Genomic DNA, 18,636 nt, shown 5'->3' on the forward strand with positions numbered 1-18,636 from the left:
TCCGCCTCCTCGGGCTCAGGGGAGGCGGACGAGACGTCCCGCGACCTTCAGGCTGATCGACCCGCAGCTCGGGCAGCGCAGCCCGACCTGCCCCATGCCCCCTCCGCCCCCACCGGCCCCCGCGCCGCCCACCCTCGGAGCGACCACGCCGAGAGCGGAGACTCCGTCCTGAAGGAGCGTGGCCCCGTCGCCTCCGTCGGTGACGGCGCCCGTCGTGCCTCGCACTCCCTTGCCTCCCGAGGCCGCGTCCGCGTTGCAGTTCACGGGACCATCCTCGCCGGCCTGACTCGACTCGGTGTCACCCGCATCGGCGTGCACTCCACCGCCGCCGGCGCCCCCCTTGGTGGTGAGGCACCCGGAGCCGGAGACGTCGAAGCTCTCGAGGAGGATCGTGCCTCCCGCGCCGCCTCCGCCCCCTCCGGCGGAGCTGTCGTTGGCCGTGGCCCCGCCGCCGCCGCCGCCGGTAGCCACGATCTTTCCGTCCAGGCGCAGGCGTTCGCGGGCGCTGAGCTGGATCGCGCCGCCCCCACCGCCGCCTGTGCCGGCCGTGGCCGTGGCGTGGATGTTTCCGCCGGAGGCGCCGCCGCTCCCACCGACGAGCGGCGAGAACGGATTCGCGATGGTTCCGCCTCCCGTTGGTGGGGTGGCGCATGCACTGATGTCGGCCCCTCCGGAGCCCCCTGCCGTACCGTTTCCGCCGCCACCCCCTCCGCAGTCATCGCTCGCGGCGATGCTGCAGCCGCAGCTCGTGCCGCTCGCGGGCCCGAGTCCCGCCGCGTAGCCGCCGGCCCCGGCGGTGCTCTGCGAGGCCGTGAGGTCGATGCCGTTCCCCGAGGTGATCTCGACCCGGTCGGCGACGATGATGAGGGGTGCCGTGCCGCGCACGTTGAGCTGCGAGTCCACGGTCAGGGTGCGCAGGACCCAGAGACAGGCCGGCTGGCCGCCGCCGCTCTGCACGAGGCGCAGCTTGCCGTGCGTGCCGCCGCAGGGGCCGGTGAGCTGCTTTGCTTCGCAGGTCGTGGTGTCGAGGAGGGCCGGCGCGTCGAGGCGCAGGTCCCCGCAGCTCGAGACGGCGCTGAGCTGCGCTGCGGTCACGTTGCTCACGGCGAGGCAGCTCCCCGTCGAGGTGCAGCCGAGGGTGCAGCCCGGTGCGCACAGGGGCTGGGCGTCGCGCGCAAGGACGAGGTCGGTGGCCCCGTCGCGAGGCCGGCCATCGGGAAGGCTCCCCAGGTCGCCCGCGTCGCGAGGCCCGCGGTCCCCCGTGCCGTCGAGCACGGTGCCCCGGTCCGCGGCTGCGTCACGAGGACCGCTCGCGTCCGTGTTCGCGTACGGTGCCACCGTATGACAGGCCGAGGCGGCGGCGAGGACCCAGGGAAGCAGGCTGCGCATGGCGTCATTCTAGCGGCACGGCGGGGGGACCGGTAGCGGGCCGGCCCGTGGAGGTGTGATCGCAGACCGTCGGTCAAGGGTGCCGGGGGAGATGGTGACACTGGCCAGGGAGGAGTGGGCGACGTCGTGCAAGCGCGCGTTGGGCCGACGCGCGGGGGGTGAGCGAGAGCGCGAGCGGCGGTGGGCGCTTGCGGACGGCCGGGGTGGATCGGTGCGGCGGGAGGGGGGTCGCGTGTGGGGGCTGTTGTTTTGGTTTTGTTGTTGGTGTGTGCAACCACAGACATCCTTGACGCCAGACCCGCGTTCGAATAGTATTGGCCCTATTCATGACGGCACGCAAACGCAAATCCTCCTCGGGTAGTGACAGGTCTGCGGGCACGCGTGTTCCGGCGGGTTCTGCGAAGCAGCTCCCGTTGCCACTGCGGGAGGCGACGGGGTGGGGCGGGAAGCGCGAGGGCGCGGGGCGTAAGAAGCAGCCGGGGAGTGGACTGCCGCACCGGACGCGACCGCTGCTCGCGAGCCGGTTTCCGGTGCACGTGACGATGAAGGTCGTGTCAGACCTCCCGAACCTGCGCGCGAAGCCGCAGCTCCGGGTGATCGAGGGCGCATTTCGGGCGGCACTCGGCCGCCACGGGCTCAATCTCGCGCACTACTCGATCGAGAAGAACCACCTGCACCTCATCACCGAGGCCAAAGACCGGGACGTGCTCATGAAGGGGCTCAGGGGCCTGGCGATTCGCCTCGCCCGGCGACTCAACGACCGTCTCGGGCGCCACGGCCGGGTCTTCGCCGACCGCTACCACCAGCGCATCTTGAAGACGCCGAGCGAGACCAGGCACGCCGTCGCCTATGTGCTCCAGAACCGACGGAAACACTGCGCAGAGCGCGGCAAGTGGGTGCCCAGGCGTGAGCTCGATCCGTGCTCCTCGGCGCTTTATCTCGTGGGCGGCTGGAAGGACGTCGCGCCGGTGCCGCCCTCGGGAGAGCCTACGGTCGGCGAGCCACGAACCTGGCTCCTGCAGACGGGCTGGAAGCTTCGAGGGCGGCTGCGCACAGACGGAGTCCCAGGACGCTGAGCTTCGAGAGGACGGCGGGCGAGTGCGCGGGCCGCGTGATGGAGCTCCGAAAACAACTCGTCGTGGGGGCCGACGCCGTGGTGGACCGGGGAGGACAACCTTCCCGGTCCACCCGACCCCTCTCCGCGGGCGCGGCTAGCTTGGATCGTTGCGAGGTGGCGACCGGCGTGGTCGAAGGCCGCGGACAGGCGGTTGCGATGGCGCGTAGGTGCGCGAGGTTCGACGTGCGCCCGGTGGCACGTGCCCTGCTTCTCGTGAATCCGCCGCGCACAGGGAGGCTCGAGCTCCCTCTGCGCGGCGGCGAAGGGTCCTCGTGCAAGGGGGTCGGCTCCGGTGCATCGTCTCCCGCTACTTCTCGTGTTGGTCCTGGTCGCGCGCTCCGCGTTCGCGGCTCCCGTGGTTCCCGGCCTCGACTACGAGGTGCTCCCCGGGAAGTTCAAGGGAGGTCCCGTGCACGTCCTCCGCGTCGACCTCGCGCGGCTGCGGATCGTGCAGACCGATCCGTCGAAGGTGCTACAGCGTTCGGCGGCCGCGTTCGCCAAGGCCACCTCGGCGCTCGCCGTGGCGAACTCCAACTTCTACGTGGATGCCGCCAAGGGGCCTCCCGTGGGGCTGCTCGTCGGGGCGGGCGTGGTGGCGCAGAACGCCGTGCGCTGGTATCAGCCGCCCACCTTCACGGCGAGTCTAGGATTTCGGCGGCAGGACGGGCTGGCGGATGCCTTCGACTCGCTGAACCTGCTCCACGGGCCGGCACCGCGCTGCTTCACCGACGTCTTCACGGGCTCCGAGTGGGCGGTGCGTGGCGGCGTGGTGCCGGCGAGCAGCACGTCGACCGACGCGGGGCTCTTCGCGCGCCATCCGCGCACGGTGATCGGACTGTCGCGAGATCGCCGATACGCGTTCGTCTTCGTCACGCAGGGGCGCAACGTCCCCGTCGGAGCGCAGGGCTACACGGTCGTGGGGGCGGCCTCGGTCGGCCACGTCGCGCTCGAGTACGGCGCCTGGGACGCCGTCAATCTGGACGGCGGGGGCTCGAGCAAGCTCTGGGTGCTGGCGCTCGGGGGCCTCAAGAACTCGCCCACGGACGGGCAGGAGCGACTCGTGGCCTATCACCTGGGGGTCGTGGCGGCGTCGACGGGTGCGATTCCGGCGAGCTGTAGCGACGTGCCCGACGGGGGGGCGACGCGCGACGGAGGAGGCCTCGGCGACGGTGGTGCGGACGGGGCTGCTCCGGACGCGCGAGGGGCGCTCGACGCGTCCGGCCCCGCGGACGGCCTACGGGGAGGCGACGCCGAGGTGCAGGGAAGGGCGGACGGCCTCCACGCTGACGAAGCGCGCGGCGGGCGCTGCAGCATGTCTTCCTCGGACGACGCCGGCATCGACGGTCTGGCGCTTCTCGTGGGGCTGGGCGTCTTGCTGGTCTGCCGGCGCCTCCGGCCGATTCGGCGTCCGCGGCGCGGCTAGCCACCCTCTCGGTATCGGTCAGAGGAATCCTGCCCGAGGCGGGCGGGGACGCCGCAAGTGCCGTGCAATCACACAGCTTGCGCCCGGGCGGGGAAGCAACGCTCGTTGGTCTGGCAGTTGCTAAGTCGGACGGCACGCCGCCGAGGTGGAGCGGCTCGAGGGGACCCCGTCCCGCCCGGTCGGGCGTGGCCGAGGAGCCCTGCGTGAAAGGAGATCGTGTCATGCGACGTCGACCGAGGGGTTGGTTTGGCGCGGCAGGGTTACTGCTGGCCTTGAGTGGGGCGAGCGTGGCCCGCGCCGACGAGCAGCAGGCGCCTCATGAGGTGCAGCGGCTCCTGCGAGAGCTCTGCGCGCATCCCGTGCTGGCTCCCTTCCTCGAGAGCGGCCTCACGGCGAACACCCACGGAAGCCGCGATTCGTGTTTCGTGACCCTGCCGCAGCCGGGGCAGCCGGGAGTGACGGGAGACCTGCTCCTCTCCGGCGAGCGTGGGTTCAACTTCCGTCACGACCGACGGGGCCCGGCCCTCGGGGCGTTCGAACGGGCTCTCGGGAACGGCTGGCGTCCCGAGCTCTCCATCGGCCTGCTCGAGCGAGGGTTGATCTACGTGGACTTCAAGGGCCCGCAGGGGGGCGGCGGCCTCTTCGGACGGCAGCCGTTCGATTTCGTCTCGGTGGCCTTCGATCACGGGGTGGACGGGCCGCGCAGCATCTCCAGCATTTCCTGCTATCGAAACTTGCCGCGAGGGATCCAGAGCGTCGCGACCTTCAGCACCATGGGGCGCGGCGGGCCGTGGCGGGTCAACGTAAAGGAGCCGCGCGTGAGCGCTGGGGGGACCCTGCGCGGTCACGTCTTCGAGGGGCCGCGCGTGGACGCGCTGCGCTGGACGGGAACGACCGTCGAGGCGGCCCGCTAGACACAGACACGGGCCGTCAGCACTCGGGACAGTTCGAGCCGCAGTAGGCGCAGTTGCCGCTCCATACGCACGAGGGGAGGCAGTACTCCCAGCGGTCGGCCGCGCAGCAGCGGAAGTGGGCTCCCGCGCGCCACTCGCACTGCGCGCCGGGCTTGAGCGTGCATCCCCCCCACTGGCAATTCTGACCGCAGACCTTCCGCGCACAGGTGTCGCACCCGGTCGTCCTCGTGTCCCCGGGGTCGCAGGGCCCTTCGCCACCGCAGGTGCCGGGCGCCCAGGCTCCCCAGGTGCAGGTCGCGCTGCATTGCCGCTTCGGGCGCTGCGTTCCGCACCGGCCGCAGCCCTGGGGAGCGCCTTCCTCCGTTTGACCCGCGGTACAGGGCGCGCCGGGAGCGCAGGGATCGGGCCGCGTGTCCGGGGGGCGGGCATCCGGGAGCCGCGCGTCGCGGGCGCGCGCATCGGGGCGGCGTCCGTCGGCGGGCGCACCGTCGGTCCGACTGGCGCCGTCTCCGAGGGCGGTTCCATCGTGTGGCGCGTCCGGCTGCGCATCGTCGCCGGGTCGCGGCGGGCGGCTGTCGCCGTACGCGATGCTCGCCTCGGGGAAGGCCTGGGGCGGCAGGATCTCCGTACTGCCGGGGCAGCCCACCAGCCAGAGCAGCACCACAAGGGACCACCGTGGTCGCGGCGGGCTCGGGGCTATGTGGCTGCGCGGAGTGATAGGTTCAGTGAAGCACCGCGCGTGGACCGGGTCAAACCGAGGCCGAGCGCGGTCGGAACGCCGCCTAGGGTTTCACCACCGAGACCAGCTCCTCGCGGTCCCCTTTCTTGACGGCGACGATCTCCTCGGCCGCGACCTGTCCCACCCCGGCGCAATAGAACTTATGCTCGTACTTGCCCGGTTCGAGGTCCGTGTAGTCCTTCGTCATCAGGCAGTGTTCGAAGGCCCCGTAGGGCACCGTCACGCGCTCGTCGAGGCTCACCACCTCCGCGCGATCCTCGGCGATCCCGGCGCGGTACTCCTGGCGGTAGCTGTCGCCCACCTGTGGCCTGGCCTTCATCACGATGCCGGCCTTGGCGCAATCCACGCCGGCTTCCCACGAGCCCAGCGTGGAGATGGCCTTGCCATTCTGGAAGGCCTTGGTGTCCTCACCGAAGTACCAGACGTTGCCCTCCTTGTCCTGCGCGTACCAGTCCCAGGTATCCTCGATCACCTCTCCGTTGGCGGCCCGGGCCACGTCGTGGACCACGCGGCAGGGCACCCCGAGAATGGTCCTGGTCTCCGAGGTGACGGTGATCTCGCCCGTCTGGCCCGTCGTCTCGCGCCACGAGAAGACGGTGCCCGGCGTGAGCGGCAGGTACGGGTTGTCGATGGTGGCCGAGAAGTTCGCCGCCACGATGAGCGGGTCGTAGCTCGGCGCCCCCGGCAGCTTCGCGGCCGCGCACCCGGTAGCCGGGTCGCCGCCCGCGTCGGTCCGCGCGGGGCCCGTCACTCCCCCGTCGGAGACCGACGCCGGGGCGGGGCTCGAGGGGCTGCACCCGAGTCCCGCCGCTCCTGCCAAGCCGACCACCATCCAGCTCACCAGACCGCGCAATGCCATCGACGCTCCTTCATCGTGAGTCGCTCGCGTCACGGTTCGAGCCCCGTGGCGCAGAACGGCGCGTCGAAGCTCCCCTGCAGACGGCCTCCGCCCACGTTCAGGTCGAAGGTGCCCTTGATGTTCTGCGATGGGTTCACGGCGGTGACGGTCACGCTTCCACCCGTGGCGGTGGGGTTGTAGGCGCTCGTGGCGCCGGCGAGATAGTTCGCGTCCGCGTCCTTGCCGATGGTGAAGGTCTTCACGCTCGGACTGGCGAGGACCACCTCCAGGAGCTGCGTCACCCCGGGGACCTTGTCCCAGAGGGGCACGCTGATCGCGCCGCAGCTGAGCGCCGCCTCCGAGATGTAGATCTGCGTCGGGCGCGAGGTCGGGTCGGTCGGGTCGGGGGTGACGTTGATCCACGAGGCGCTCCCCACCGACGCGAAGCTCTTGCCCTTCACGGTCCCCGAGATGGTGTTGCCGCCGGTGCCGCCGGTGCCGCCGTCCAGCCGCCCCGAGGAGGCGCGGGCGTCTTTCTTGCCGCTCGGCGCGCCGCTCCCGTCCGTTGCGCTTCGCCCATCGCCCGTCGGCAAAGCGCCGCCTCCGTCAGCGACGGCCCCCGGGCCGGAGCCGCCCGGTCCCGCTCCTCCGCCGGTTCCTCCGCCCGCGTCGTCCGTGCCGGCGCCGCCCGCATCCGCTGCCAGGCCGGCCTCGGAGGCCTCGCGCCGCGGCATGGTCCCTTCGCAGCTCGCCAGCAGCAGCGCCGCGAGATAGCAGATGGACGGGACGCAAGCCGAGCGGATCATGTCGTGCTCCTGGTCGCAGCGATCACGCGGGTCATGCTTCAGAAGGGTGTCTTAGAGCGTGAGCGTTGCACTCCCCGTACCGTCGTGGGGCGCACGCGGTTCCGAGGGTTTCGCGCGGCGCCGCACCGCGCAGCGTAGCCTCGCCGCTACGAATGGGTTCTCGCGGGGACCCCGATCCGGCGACTCGGCTCCCAGCAACGCGGCGCCGGTCGGCGGGTCGTTACTTTCGCGTCAGGAGGGCTCTCAGGCGGCTCACCAGGCTCGCTGGGTCGGCGTCGATGGCGGTGTTCTTGAGGATGATGTAGCTCGATCCCAGGGCCCGCGCGCGCGCTACCTCGGCGGCAGCGTCGGGGCCTTCGAAGCCCGTGGCGTCGAAGAAGGCCTTGCCCTTGCGGCGGCAGACCTCCGCGATGCGCCGCTCGGCCGCCGTGAGCGCCTCCTTGGTGCCGACCGCGGTGGCGAGGTCGCCGCGAGCGATCATGACGAGGTCCGATTCGTCCACGATCGCCTCGAGGTGCTCGAGGGCCGAGAGGGTCTCGATCTTCGAGACCAGCCGCACCCGGGGAGCGCCGAGGCGGACGAGCGCTCGGCGGACCGCGCGCATCTGCGACGGGGTCTGGACCATCGACACACCGACGAGGTCCGCCCCGCACTCCACCGCGATCTTCAGCTTGCGCCGGTCCTGGGCCGTCATGGCCGGAAAGCGCGGGTCCTGGCCCACGAGGTTCACGGTGGCGTGGCCGCGCAGCACGCCGCCGCGCACGACGCGGGTCTCGATCCGGCCCGGCGCGACCGCGGTGATCTCCAGCTCGAGCTTGCCCTGGTGGAGCAGGACCCGTCCGCCCACCTGGGCGTAGCGGTCGAGGCGCGCGTAGTCCACCGAGGCGCCGTCGCGGGTCGTGGCGCCGGCGCGGCCCCCGAAGGTCAGCGCGAAGGCGTCCCCCTCGCGGAGCGTCAGCTCGCCGCCTGCGGGCGCGGGGCCGGTGCGCAGCTTGCCTCCCGGCAGGTCGAAGAGGAGCGCGACGTCCTGGCGTCCGACGCGGGCCACGGCTGCACGGGCCGCCTGCGTCTCCCGCAGCGAGATCCGTCGATCCTTGTGGGCCAGGTTGAAGCGGAACAGGTCCGCGCCCTGCACGAGCAGGCGTTGGAGGACTTCCACCGTCCCCGAGGTAGGACCCACCGAGGCCACGATGCGCAGCCTCCCGGGCGCTCCGGCCTGCGCGCGGCGCGGCAGCGCGAGCGAGCCGAGGAGCGCGAGGGCGCAGATGACCGAGGCGGTCCCGAGAAGAACGGGTCGTGTACGACGCGCGTCGAAGGTTCGCAGCATCCTCATCTCCGGTTGACGATTAGCGGGCTCCGGGGCAGCGCAGGCCGCGCGGCCTTGCTCCACGCGCGGTCGACCTTCGCCACGGCGAGCGCTTCGAGACGGCTCCGCAAGGTGGGAACCTCCCACTTTGCGGGGGAGCCGAGGAGCCGTCGGATGCCGGCGTGCCCCTCCAGCACGCGCGCATCCTTGAGCATCTGCAGCTCCACGTCCGCCCGAGGATCGTTGAGGACCCGCGTCAGGTAGCGGGTGAAGACCTTCACGTTCAGCCGCGCGGGCGCGAGCTTGGTGCCGCGCTGGATCGCGTTCACGATCTCGAAGGGCAGCCGGTCGTAGCCCGACCGCCCGAAGCTGCGCGCGAGGCGCAGGAGCCAGAGCAGCGGCTTGGCCTGGAGCTCGGCGGGATGCACGAGCTCGAGCCGGCGCGTCTGCCACGCCTCGTAGCCCCGATACGCGTCGACCACCGTGCCGTCGCGCACGAGCCGCTCGTAGGGCCGCCCCCGCATCGCGTCGACGGCGCCGACGAGCGTCCGTTCCGGCGGGAGCGGGATCATGACCGTGTCCACGCTCAGCGCGCCGTTCAGCGCGAGGTCCGCGGGCGAATGGTAGAGGGAGAGGTCGAAGACCTTGCCGTCGGGCTGCGTGAGAAAGAACCCATAGCCCGCGATGTAGCGGGCCGCCTCGCGGGGCGGGAGCGCGGGGTTCGCGCGCGGGCGGGTCTCGAGGTCCTTGATCGCGAGGGCTCCGGGTCGCACGGCCTGGCAGCGCTCGGCCACCTTCGCGGCGTAGGCGCGCGTTACCTTGCGGTCCGCGACCACGAAGATGTCGATGTCACGTGCGTCGAGCGGCCGACCGAAGTAGAGCGCGTCCAGGATCGAACGCGAGCTGCCGCCGCCGATGAAGAAGCGCGCGTGGCCGAACTCCTGCTGCAGCACGCGTTGCAGCGGCGCGAGCTCGGCGGAGAGCGCTTGGATCGACGCCGGAATCGGAGCGCGCGCGTCCAGGCGTTGCGCGATGGCCGAAGTGGATGCACCGCAAAGGAGGAGGGCGAGGAGCGCGGCGCATCGTCGAAGAGAGTGGGGGAGGCCTCGCGCTGCGGGTCGTGAAAGGCTCATGCTGGGGTCGCGAGGGCTGCACCGGGCGGGCCAATCGCGAGGTATGTCGTGTCAATGCTTTACGTTTCGGCGGTCACGGCGTGCCGACTTCCTTTGCGACACGCGCTCCGAAAGCCGGAGGCCTGGCGGCAACTCTCGTCACCTCCGCGAATGCGCGACAGCTCGGCTCGTTTTCGATGCGGTGGGCAGGCGGCGGTGGCGTCCACGCGACGCGCAACCTGGCGACGAACCTGCGACTGCCGCGTAGAGGCGGGCGAGGAACGGCTCTTGCTCTCGGTCCTCGCGCAGCGCGGCCACGGGGCGCGAGCGCCCCCGAAACAGTCACGTCCGACCGGAGGAGACCCATCATGTACCCATCGACCCGTCGCCGCTGCGCTCTCGCGGCGCTGGCCTTCGTGGGCGCCGCCACGCTGACGCGCCCCGCTGCCGCCGAGCCGTGGGCCCCGCGAGCGCCCCTTCGCGGCGCGGGCATCGCGTTGCCCCGGCGCGTGCCGGCCTTCATGCAGAACGCCGTGCTCCGCAATACCTGTGGCCCGAGCGCCGTCACCGCGGCTCTGCGCTACTGGCTCCCCGGCTTCGAGCTGCGCTTTCCCGACGAGATGCAGGTGGTGCAGCTCGCCACCCAGTACGCGGCCGCGCTCAAACCGCTCCTCGCTCGAACGGCGCCGCACCCCACCTTCCTCTGGAACGACGCGGACGGGCTGGCCGCGGCGGCTCGGCACCACGGGCTCTACGCCAAGGTGGAACGCGGCGTCCGCACCGACGGCTTCACCAACCAGCTCGCGAGCTGGCTGGCCCTCGGAGAGACTCCGGTGGTGTGGGGTCTTCTCGACGGGGTGAGTCCGGACTCCGGGCACTTCCGCGTCGTCGAGGGGGTGGATGCCGTGGGCGTGCACCTGATGGACCCCTGGCCCGACAGCCCGCGCTACGACCACGTCCCCTGGGCTACCTTCGAGCGCCAGTTCCATAACGCGCTCGTCCCCGAGGGCCTCGCGATCCGGCTGAGCGCCTTCCCCACGCCGCTGCTCACGCCGTAGGCGGCGCAGGTGATACGCCCTGCGCCCCGCCCGAGCTACAGGGCCTTCACCTTCTCCCGCATGTGGTCGATGACCTTCGTGTGCTCGTGCTCCGGGCTGAACATCACGATCTCGGCGTCGGCCGTGACCTTCACGTTGTGGCCGGGCGGCCAGTAGAAGAGGTCGTTGGCCTTGACGGTCTCCTCCTCCCCGGTCGCGCTGGTCGTGGTGAGCTCGCCCCGCAGGACGTAGCCCCAGTGCGGCACCTGACACTGGTTTCCCTTCAGGCCCTGAAACAGCGGTGTGGTGTCCACGCCGGCCGAGAGCGAGAAGTACTCGCCGCTGATCTTGCCCAGCCCCGCCGCCTCCCCGAAGCCGCCCTTCAGGCGGAGGACGGCACCCGGGATCTCCATTACTACGGGTAGGTCGCTTTTCGTCATGCGCATGGGATGTCCCTCCGTGGCCGGAACTATTCGTCCGGTTTGTCGCTCCGACAACGCTGCGCGTACAGATAGTGGCGCAGGCACTCGGCGGGCCCAGGGGGAAGCGAGGTCCCGCCGTCCGCCTGTTCTCGCGGGAGCGCCTTGATTGCGCCACGACTCGGCCGTCCCTATAGTCGATCCGTCGATCTTCAGCCCGAAGACGATGCGAGGAGCGACCTGCATGGCGAAACGCGCCCTCTATGTGATCGCCGCGCTCCTGGCCGGAGCATGTACGAGCGGCCCGAGCCGGGGAGGCGCCGACGCGACGGGCGGCGCGGCGGATGCGCGCGGGACGGACGGCCCGGGGCTCGGTCGCGACCTGGCGGCGGTCGACGGGCTGGCGCAGCGAGATGGCGCCCTGCCGGGGCCCGATGGCGGGTTCCCGGGACGAGACACGGGGCGCGGAGGACGCGACCGAGGACCGGCCGCGAGCGATCTGCGCTCGGCGGGCTCCGACGCGCTCGTCGCCGGCAAGGACGGCTCCGTCGCGTCGGGCAAGTACCTCCTCCTGACCAAGGCCCGGCTCTTGACCCTGCCCACCTCGGGCGATGCGTGGACGTACCTCCGGGCGCGCGCCGACGAGGCTGTCTCCACCCCTCTGAACGCCACCAGCGCGAGCTCGCCGTGGCTGCCGAACTACGCCGTCGTGGCGCCGAAGTACCTCGGCGCGGCGCTCGTGTACGCCAGCGCCTGGAGCGGCGCGAAGGCCACCTACCGCAAGGCCGTGGAGGACGCGCTCCGACACGTCATCGGCTCGGAGCAAGCGGCGAGCACCGACGGCACCGCCTCGGGGGATGCACTCCTGGCCACCTGTCGCCAGCTCGCGGCGTGGGTCATGGCCGCCGACCTCATCGACTTCAACGGAACGCTCACGGGGAGCCGACCCGGGTGGACCGGGGTCAGCTTCGACGCGTGGCTGAAGACGATGCTGACGAAGACCATCGGCACGCACGGCCGCTGGAAGAGCATCTCGCAGACGCATGAGAACTCGGCGTCCAACTGGGGCGCGCACTGCGCTGCGGCCCGCATCGCGGTGAGCCGCTATCGAGGCGATGCGAGCGACGTTTCCCGCGCCGCGCTGGTCGTGCGCGGGTTTCTCGGGGACAGCGCGGCGTATCCTGCTTACCCGCCGGGCGTCACCCCCGCGGCCGGGGCCGGCTTCCAGGTGACGGCCGGCTTCGCCGCGAGCTGGGCCTGCCCCTACGCTGCCACGGTGGGCGGGTGGAAGCCCATCAACCCGGCGAGCTGCGGCCCCGGCTACGATGGCCTCGTCGTCGAGGACATCGCTCGGTCGGCGGGCGCCTATCCGAGCTGGGACGCCACCGGCATCGGGTACACGTACGAATCTCTCGGCGCGCTGCACCTCGCGGCGCTGCTACTCCAGGGGGCAGGCTACCCGGCCTTCGGCTGGTCGGGGGACGCGCTCCGGCGCGGCATGCAGTGGTTGCTCCGCGAGAAGCAGCTCCCGTCGAGCGCGAACGGCTCCGTGCAGCGGCACATCCCCTGGGTGACGAACCACTTCTACGGCACCACGTTGCCGACGCAGCCCGCCGCGATGGGCCGGAGCCTCGCCTTCACGGACTGGCTGTTTCCGTAGTCGACTGCGCGAATCAGAGCTCGCGTACGGTCAGCGCCGCGCAGCTAGGGCGGGGTAGGGTTGGCGTCGGCCCTGCGCCCCAGGAGGTGCTGTAGCCGCATGCATAGGTGACGAGCGCGTCGCGGCCGGGGGTGACCTTCTCGAGCTCGGAGGGCTCGAAGATCAGCTCGAAGTCGGCGGGTGAGCCGCCCGGCATCTGGTTCTTGCCGTCGAGGGCGTTGCCCGAAGCGCCGGAGATGGAGTTCGCCAGCGTCAGGCGCAGCCGCTGGCTCGGGTTCCAGATGGGCAGGCTGTGCAGGTCCAGGCCGACGGAGCCCACGCTCCCCCCGCCGAGCAGCAGTGGAGGCGTGAGGCTCTGGCCGGTGGCGAGGTTGGTGAGCGTGAGCGCGCCGCTGAGGGACCTGCTCTCCACGCTTTCCGAGAATTCGACCGCGAGAGTGGTTCGCGCGGGTCCAGGGCCCTTCGGCGAGCTCGCGCCTCCAGACGACTTGAGGACGATCTCCCGGACGCGCGGACGGGGGCCCACGTAGAAGTGGGTCAGCTCCCCATTCGGCACCCCAAGCACCTCGTAGCTGGGGTGCGGCAGGAGGCGCAGGCCGTACTCGTGACCGTCGCGGAGGGGGCTCGCGGCCCGCAGGCGCAGCATGGTGTTTCGTGGGTCGCCGTTCGGGGAGCCGGCATCACGGGTCGTCGTCACGAGCTGGCCGTTCGTCAGATCCCAGAGCTCGAAGTGCTGGCCGAGCGTCGATGCGGCCTCCGTGGCGACGCTGGCGAGCCCCGTGTCGTTGCCGATCGTGACGAAGATGGCCGTGTCGTGGGTCTGGCTCGAGGCGCCGGGGCGAGGGGTCCACGAGCCGAGGAGGACCTTCCCCGAGCCGGGGGTCGAGCCGCCGGGGCTACTGCCGCAGGCGGAGAGGCCAAAGAGAATCGCAACTGCTCTGAGATAGCTCATTCGCGGCTCTCGAAACGGCAGCGGGGGGGAATGGCGGCGGGGCCGTTACCCGTCCACCACCTCTGCTCGTCACACCAATAGGTGAACGCGCCCGATAGAGACTCGTAGATGACCGCCGGGAAGCTGGAGGGCAGGGCGAACTCGAAGTCCTCCGCCGCACCCGGCCAGGTCAGCTTGCCATCGAGCGGCGCGCCCGCCGTCGAGGTGGCATTTCGGGAGGCCCGGAGGACGTATCGGTGGTCTGCGTGCCACCGCTCCTTCGGGCCGAGGGGCAGGACGACGGCGTTGTCACCGTCGCGGGGATCCAGCGCGTGGAGCTCCGTGACCTCGCCGGTCTGGACGTCCCGCAGCGAGAACGTTCCGGGCGCATTGAGGCCCGTGAGGGACATGCCCTCCGAGAAGCTCAGGCTCAGCGAAGCGTCCTGGAGAAAGGGGAGACCGGGGTAATGACCTCCCCGGACGAAGTGGGCGCGTGGCCTCGACCCTACGAAGAACTGCGCCAGCTCCTCCCGAGAGGCATCGCCGACGGGGCGAACGTAGCGCGGGTTCGGCAGCAGCCGCAGGCCGTACTCCTCGTTCGCCGGCAGCGGCGTCTTTGGCACCACAACGACGGGGTACCTCGTGCTGACCCCAGGCTCGGTGCTACCGGCGTGGACGGTGACGGGGGTCACCACGCCCGACCGGAGGTTCAGCAGCTCGAGGTAGGGGGGCAGGTAGGCGGCCGCGGCCGCGGCCTCCGGCGGCGGTCCACTGACGATGTAGATCCGCTGCAGCGGGCCCGCGCTCGACATCCCGGTGAAGGGTCGGTCGACGTAGATGGGGAAACGGGGATCCCGGGGTGGGTTGGGGGTGCACCCTGTAGAGGCGAGCAGGCAGAGTACAGTGAGAGCCACGCGGGGCGAGCGGTTAGGTTGCGTGCGACCCGGATCGTGCAAACGCGTCTTACCCCCTCCGAGAGCATCAACGGCAGGCGGCGAGAGGTCAAGGAAACCTGGGGGCCTACGCCCCGAGCGCCTCGAGAGCCCGTCGGACGTGGACCTGGGTCACGTTCTTGCGCCAGGAGGCCGGCTCGTCGAGGTTCTCGAGGGGGCGGGCGGCGAGGGCGGCGGCCTGGGCGGCCTGGGCGATGGTCTCGGGGGATAGCGGCTTACCGACCAGGGCGGCGGCCGCCGCGGGGATGAGGAGCGGATAGGAGGTAATCGCGCCGAGCACGATACGCGCCTCGGTCACAGGGGCGTCTTGCGCTATGCGTTTAACATAGGCCGCTACGCCCAATACCGGGAAATCGATGCTCCCGCGCGGGGCCACCTTCAGGTAGGTGGCCTGCGCGCCGGCCTGACTCGGCACACGCAGCCCGAGGAGCAGGGCGTCCGGATGCTTGGTGAAGGGGCGCATCCCGTCGTCGGCGTAGAAGCCCGCCGCGGGGATCCGCGTCTCGCCGTCGGGGCCGAGGAGGTCGAGCTCGGCGCCGAGGGCCACGGCCACGGGGGCCGTGTCGCTCGAGGAGGTGGCCCAGCAGCGCGGAGACGAGGGGGCGACCCAGCAGATCTCGCCCTCCTTCTTCATGCAGAAGCCGAGGGCCTGCCGCCACTCGTAGCTCTGATCGTAGTAGTTGCAGCGGGTGTCGAGGCACAGGTTCCCGCCGACGGTCCCCATGTTGCGCAGGAGCGGGCTGGCCACGAGCCCGGCGGCGCGGGCCAGCGCGGGGGCGTGCTCCTTCACGAGCGGGCTCGCTGCGACCTGCGCGAGCGTCTCCGAGGCGCCCACGAAGAGCTCTCCCGACGGAAGACGCCGGATGCCGCGGAGCTCGGGGAGCGCGCCGACCGGGATGAGCCGCGTGGGCTCCTGCTGCCGCCGCTTCATGTTGGGGAAGAGGTCTGTCCCGCCGGCCACGTAGCTCGCGCTCTCGCCGAGCTCGGCCTTGAGCGCAACCGCTTCGGCGGCGCTTGTCGGCACGCAGAATTCGAAGGGAGGCAGCCGGAGCATCAGCGCTTCTCCTTCGGCGGCCGAGGGAGCGCGGAGCCGTCCCCCCCTTCCCAGGGGGGCGGCACCTTCTCGGGCGTGGGCCATGGGACGGCGGGCATGGCCTTCGGGCCCACGCGGGGCTCCTTGCCAGCGCGCTTTGCGGTGAGCGCCTTGAGCACCTTCTCCGCGGTGATCGGCACCTCGTCGATGCGCACGCCCACCGCGTCGTAGACCGCGCAGGCCACCGCCGGCGGGATGGGCAGGAGCGGTCCCTGGCCCACCTCCTTGGCGCCGTACGGCCCCTCGGGGTCGGGCTCCTCGATCAAGAAGGTCTCGATGGGACACATGTCCACGCTGGTCGGGCTCTTGTATTGCAGGAGGCTCGGCCGCCGGTGCAGCATCCCGCGCTTGGGCAGGTAGGCCATCTCCTCCATCAGCGCCTCGCCGAGGCCCATGTAGACGGAGCCCTCTACCTGGCCGAGGACCGACTGCCGGTTGATGCAGCGGCCCACGTCGTGGGCCACCCAGACCTGCACCGGCCGCACGATCCCCGTCTCGGCATCCACGGTGACCTCGACCACCGCCGCGCTGTAGCTGTAGGCGGGGGAGGGGCCGACGCCGGCGCCGCGATAGGTGCCGGGGGTCTCGGGAGGGGCGTAGCTGCCGGCCGTGACCAGCGTGCCGTGCGTCTTCTCCGCCAGGTGCACCGCCTCGGAGAAGGTCACGCCCCGTTCAGGGCTCTCCGCGTCGAACACGCGCCCGTCGGCGAAGACGAGCGCCTCGGGCGCGACCTGGACCTTCTCGGCCACCGCGTGCCGCAGGAGCTCCTGCGCGCGCTCGGCGGCCTGCAGGACCGCGCGGCCTGCCATCACCGTCACGCGGCTCGAGTAGCTGCCGAGGTCCACGGGGGTCAGGTCCGTGTCTCCCGTCACCGTGCGCACGTCGAAGGGGCTCACGCCGAGCACCTCGGCCGCGATGGTGGCGAGCACCGTCTCCGAGCCCTGGCCCACCTCGGTGGTGCCGCAGTAGACGGTCACTCCGCCCCCGCGGTCCAGCTTCAGGCTGGCTCCCGAGTGCGGCAGGTCGTTCCGGTAGATCGCGCGCCCCGCGCCGCTCAGGTAGCTCGAGCAGGCGATCCCCACCCCGCGGCCGAAGGGGAGCTGGCCGTGCTTGTCGCGAAAGCCGCTCGCCGCGTAGACCGCCTCCAGGCAGGGTCCGAGGCCCATGGAGCCGATCTGGAGGAAGTTGGCGGTGGTGCTGCCGGCGGGGGCGAGCTGCCGGCGGCGGAGCTCGGCCGGGCAGAGCGAGAGCTCCTCGGCCAGCTTGTCGAGCTGCACCTCGAGCGCGAAGCGCCCTTGCGGCGTGCCGTGGCCGCGCTTCGGCCCGCAGGGCGCCTTGTTGGTGAAGACCCGCGCGCCGTCGAAGCGATAGCGCGGCACCTGATAGGTCACGGTCTGGAGCGCGCCCGTGTAGTAGGTGCTCGCCACGCCGTAGGAGCCGTAGGCCCCGCCGTCCAGGATCGTACGCACGTGGATCCCCTGGATGCGCCCCTCGGCGTCCACGCCGGTGCGCATCGAGAGCAGCGTCGGGTGCCGCCCGCGGTGGCAGGCGAAGACCTCCTCGCGGGTGAGCACGATCTTCACCGGCCGCCCCGTGAGCATCGCCGCCTTCGCCACCACCAGCTCGTGGCCGAAGGGCTCGGTCTTGCCGCCGAAGCCGCCCCCCGTCGGAGGGGCGATGACGCGGATGCGGGCGAAGGGGAGCTCGAGCACCCGCACGAGCGCGCGGTGCAGGTAGTGCGGGGTCTGCGTCGAGGCCCAGACCGTGAGCCGTCCGTCGGGAGACCATTCGGCGAGCGCCGCGTGCTCCTCCAGCGCGAGGTGCGTGTTGCCGCCGTAGAAGAAGAGGTCCTCGCGCACGTGCGACGAGCCGGCCAGGGCTTGCTCGATGTCCCCGAACTCCATCGCCGCGAGCCGGTGGATGTTGGCCACCGGGACGTAGTCGTGGATCTTGTGCTCGGTGGGGGCGACGGCCTCTTCGATCGAGCGCACCGGGGGGAGCGGCCGCAGCGTCGGGCGCAAGGCGCGCGCGCCGGCCTCGGCGAGCTCCTCGTCCTCGGCGAGCACGGCCGCGATCGGATCCCCGACGAAGCGCACGCGGTCGGTGCAGAGCGCGTGCTCGTCCATGCTGATCGGAAAGAGACCGAAGGGGATGGGCAGGTCCTGACCCGTCAGCACGGCCACGACCCCCGGCATGGCCAGGGCCGCGCTCGCGTCCACGCCTTCGAGCACGGCGTGCGGCTCGGGGCTCCGCAGGAGCTTGCAGGCGAGCATGCGCGGCAGGCTCAGGTCGGCCGTGTAGCGCGTGCGGCCGAGCACCTTGTCCGTCGCGTCCACCTTGCGGCCGGGTTTTCCGACGTGCCGTTCCGGGGGCATCACTTCTCCGTGGAGCGGCGGGCGGCGAGCTCCACAGCCTCGTGGATCTTCGCGTAGCCCGTGCAGCGGCAGAGGTTCCCCGAGAGCGCCTCGGCGATGGCCTGCCGCGTGGGGCTCGGGTTCTCCTCGAGGAGCGCGCGCGCCGTCATCAGGGTGCCCGGGGTGCAGAAGCCGCACTGCGCGGCGCCGAGCTCGGCGAAGGCCTCTTGCAGCGGGTGGAGCGTGGGGCCATGGGCCAGCCCCTCCACCGTCGTGACCTCGCGGCCGGCGCAGGCCACGGCCAGCGTGAGACACGAGAGCACCGGCGTGCCGTCGAGGAGCACCGTGCAGGCCCCGCACTCCCCGAGCTCGCAGGCGTGCTTGGTGCCGGTCAGCCCCAGGTCCTCGCGCAGGAGCTCGAGCAGCGTGCGGTGCGTGGCCACGAGCACGCTCATCGGGCGCCCGTTGACCCGCAGCTCGACGATCGTGCGCGTCGCTGCGCGAGAGGTGGCGTCGGACGTCGGCTGGGACATGGCGGCGGCGCT

The 18,636-nt window shown here is 71.6% G+C and carries 17 protein-coding genes; 5 read left to right on the forward strand and 12 right to left on the reverse strand.

Annotated elements, in window-relative coordinates:
• Positions 1 to 15 precede the first annotated feature (15 nt).
• Entirely contained in the window at positions 16 to 1,389 is a 1,374-nt protein-coding gene (locus IT371_08750) for a hypothetical protein (GenBank protein MCC6747731.1), read from the reverse strand.
• Between the two features lie 413 nt (positions 1,390 to 1,802).
• Between IT371_08750 and IT371_08755 the strand changes: the two genes are divergently transcribed.
• The 3 genes from IT371_08755 to IT371_08765 all read left to right on the forward strand — a co-directional run bounded on the left by IT371_08755 (position 1,803) and on the right by IT371_08765 (position 4,843).
• Positions 1,803 to 2,465 (forward strand): hypothetical protein, encoded by a 663-nt coding sequence (locus IT371_08755; GenBank protein ID MCC6747732.1) that lies wholly within the window; start codon positions 1,803 to 1,805, stop codon positions 2,463 to 2,465.
• A 333-nt stretch (positions 2,466 to 2,798) separates the two neighbouring features.
• A complete protein-coding gene (locus IT371_08760; GenBank protein ID MCC6747733.1) occupies positions 2,799 to 3,929 on the forward strand; it encodes a phosphodiester glycosidase family protein in 1,131 nt (376 codons plus the stop codon).
• A 221-nt stretch (positions 3,930 to 4,150) separates the two neighbouring features.
• The gene (locus IT371_08765; GenBank protein ID MCC6747734.1) at positions 4,151 to 4,843 is read left to right on the forward strand and encodes a hypothetical protein; all 693 of its coding nucleotides are present in this window, start codon (positions 4,151 to 4,153) and stop codon (positions 4,841 to 4,843) included.
• Between the two features lie 16 nt (positions 4,844 to 4,859).
• Here IT371_08765 and IT371_08770 read toward each other — a convergent pair whose 3' ends face one another.
• The 5 genes from IT371_08770 to IT371_08790 all read right to left on the reverse strand — a co-directional run bounded on the left by IT371_08770 (position 4,860) and on the right by IT371_08790 (position 9,665).
• Entirely contained in the window at positions 4,860 to 5,504 is a 645-nt protein-coding gene (locus tag IT371_08770) for a hypothetical protein (GenBank protein ID MCC6747735.1), read from the reverse strand.
• A gap of 121 nt (positions 5,505 to 5,625) precedes the next feature.
• On the reverse strand, positions 5,626 to 6,441 hold the full coding sequence (locus IT371_08775) for a hypothetical protein (GenBank protein ID MCC6747736.1): 816 nt from the start codon (positions 6,439 to 6,441) through the stop codon (positions 5,626 to 5,628).
• A gap of 29 nt (positions 6,442 to 6,470) precedes the next feature.
• On the reverse strand, positions 6,471 to 7,226 hold the full coding sequence (locus IT371_08780) for a hypothetical protein (protein ID MCC6747737.1): 756 nt from the start codon (positions 7,224 to 7,226) through the stop codon (positions 6,471 to 6,473).
• Between the two features lie 220 nt (positions 7,227 to 7,446).
• On the reverse strand, positions 7,447 to 8,553 hold the full coding sequence (locus tag IT371_08785; protein ID MCC6747738.1) for a hypothetical protein: 1,107 nt from the start codon (positions 8,551 to 8,553) through the stop codon (positions 7,447 to 7,449).
• A 2-nt stretch (positions 8,554 to 8,555) separates the two neighbouring features.
• Entirely contained in the window at positions 8,556 to 9,665 is a 1,110-nt protein-coding gene (locus IT371_08790; protein ID MCC6747739.1) for a hypothetical protein, read from the reverse strand.
• Positions 9,666 to 10,012: 347 nt separating this feature from the next.
• Here IT371_08790 and IT371_08795 point away from each other — a divergent pair, with 347 nt between their 5' ends.
• A complete protein-coding gene (locus tag IT371_08795; GenBank protein ID MCC6747740.1) occupies positions 10,013 to 10,702 on the forward strand; it encodes a hypothetical protein in 690 nt (229 codons plus the stop codon).
• 35 nt (positions 10,703 to 10,737) lie between these two features.
• On the opposite strand, the gene IT371_08800 is transcribed toward IT371_08795, so the two are convergent.
• Positions 10,738 to 11,127: a cupin domain-containing protein gene (locus IT371_08800; protein ID MCC6747741.1), complete on the reverse strand. Its 390-nt coding sequence runs from the start codon at positions 11,125 to 11,127 to the stop codon at positions 10,738 to 10,740.
• A 217-nt stretch (positions 11,128 to 11,344) separates the two neighbouring features.
• Here IT371_08800 and IT371_08805 point away from each other — a divergent pair, with 217 nt between their 5' ends.
• Positions 11,345 to 12,760 (forward strand): hypothetical protein, encoded by a 1,416-nt coding sequence (locus IT371_08805; protein ID MCC6747742.1) that lies wholly within the window; start codon positions 11,345 to 11,347, stop codon positions 12,758 to 12,760.
• 13 nt (positions 12,761 to 12,773) lie between these two features.
• On the opposite strand, the gene IT371_08810 is transcribed toward IT371_08805, so the two are convergent.
• From IT371_08810 to IT371_08830, 5 genes are all read right to left on the reverse strand, one after another.
• Positions 12,774 to 13,712: a hypothetical protein gene (locus tag IT371_08810; GenBank protein ID MCC6747743.1), complete on the reverse strand. Its 939-nt coding sequence runs from the start codon at positions 13,710 to 13,712 to the stop codon at positions 12,774 to 12,776.
• On the reverse strand, positions 13,709 to 14,503 hold the full coding sequence (locus IT371_08815; GenBank protein ID MCC6747744.1) for a hypothetical protein: 795 nt from the start codon (positions 14,501 to 14,503) through the stop codon (positions 13,709 to 13,711). The genes IT371_08810 and IT371_08815 overlap by 4 nt, the downstream gene beginning before the upstream one ends.
• 208 nt (positions 14,504 to 14,711) lie before the next feature.
• On the reverse strand, positions 14,712 to 15,698 hold the full coding sequence (locus IT371_08820; protein ID MCC6747745.1) for an FAD binding domain-containing protein: 987 nt from the start codon (positions 15,696 to 15,698) through the stop codon (positions 14,712 to 14,714).
• On the reverse strand, positions 15,698 to 18,112 hold the full coding sequence (locus tag IT371_08825; protein MCC6747746.1) for a molybdopterin-dependent oxidoreductase: 2,415 nt from the start codon (positions 18,110 to 18,112) through the stop codon (positions 15,698 to 15,700). The genes IT371_08820 and IT371_08825 overlap by 1 nt, the downstream gene beginning before the upstream one ends.
• The gene (locus IT371_08830; protein ID MCC6747747.1) at positions 18,112 to 18,624 is read right to left on the reverse strand and encodes a (2Fe-2S)-binding protein; all 513 of its coding nucleotides are present in this window, start codon (positions 18,622 to 18,624) and stop codon (positions 18,112 to 18,114) included. The genes IT371_08825 and IT371_08830 overlap by 1 nt, the downstream gene beginning before the upstream one ends.
• Between the last annotated feature and the right edge of the window lie 12 nt (positions 18,625 to 18,636).

Source organism: Deltaproteobacteria bacterium (assembly GCA_020848905.1).
Taxonomy (GTDB): domain Bacteria; phylum Myxococcota_A; class Polyangia.

Bases quoted from the DNA above. Each gene is read 5' to 3' on its own strand.
- IT371_08750 (MCC6747731.1), bottom strand. From the start codon at position 1,389: ATGCGCAGCCTGCTTCCCTGGGTCCTCGCCGCCGCCTCGGCCTGTCAT.
- IT371_08765 (MCC6747734.1), top strand. From the start codon at position 4,151: ATGCGACGTCGACCGAGGGGTTGGTTTGGCGCGGCAGGGTTACTGCTG.
- IT371_08775 (MCC6747736.1), bottom strand. From the start codon at position 6,441: ATGGCATTGCGCGGTCTGGTGAGCTGGATGGTGGTCGGCTTGGCAGGA.
- IT371_08780 (MCC6747737.1), bottom strand. From the start codon at position 7,226: ATGATCCGCTCGGCTTGCGTCCCGTCCATCTGCTATCTCGCGGCGCTG.
- IT371_08785 (MCC6747738.1), bottom strand. From the start codon at position 8,553: ATGCTGCGAACCTTCGACGCGCGTCGTACACGACCCGTTCTTCTCGGG.
- IT371_08790 (MCC6747739.1), bottom strand. From the start codon at position 9,665: ATGAGCCTTTCACGACCCGCAGCGCGAGGCCTCCCCCACTCTCTTCGA.
- IT371_08795 (MCC6747740.1), top strand. From the start codon at position 10,013: ATGTACCCATCGACCCGTCGCCGCTGCGCTCTCGCGGCGCTGGCCTTC.
- IT371_08800 (MCC6747741.1), bottom strand. From the start codon at position 11,127: ATGCGCATGACGAAAAGCGACCTACCCGTAGTAATGGAGATCCCGGGT.
- IT371_08805 (MCC6747742.1), top strand. From the start codon at position 11,345: ATGGCGAAACGCGCCCTCTATGTGATCGCCGCGCTCCTGGCCGGAGCA.
- IT371_08810 (MCC6747743.1), bottom strand. From the start codon at position 13,712: ATGAGCTATCTCAGAGCAGTTGCGATTCTCTTTGGCCTCTCCGCCTGC.
- IT371_08815 (MCC6747744.1), bottom strand. From the start codon at position 14,503: ATGTCGAGCGCGGGCCCGCTGCAGCGGATCTACATCGTCAGTGGACCG.
- IT371_08820 (MCC6747745.1), bottom strand. From the start codon at position 15,698: ATGCTCCGGCTGCCTCCCTTCGAATTCTGCGTGCCGACAAGCGCCGCC.
- IT371_08825 (MCC6747746.1), bottom strand. From the start codon at position 18,112: ATGCCCCCGGAACGGCACGTCGGAAAACCCGGCCGCAAGGTGGACGCG.
- IT371_08830 (MCC6747747.1), bottom strand. From the start codon at position 18,624: ATGTCCCAGCCGACGTCCGACGCCACCTCTCGCGCAGCGACGCGCACG.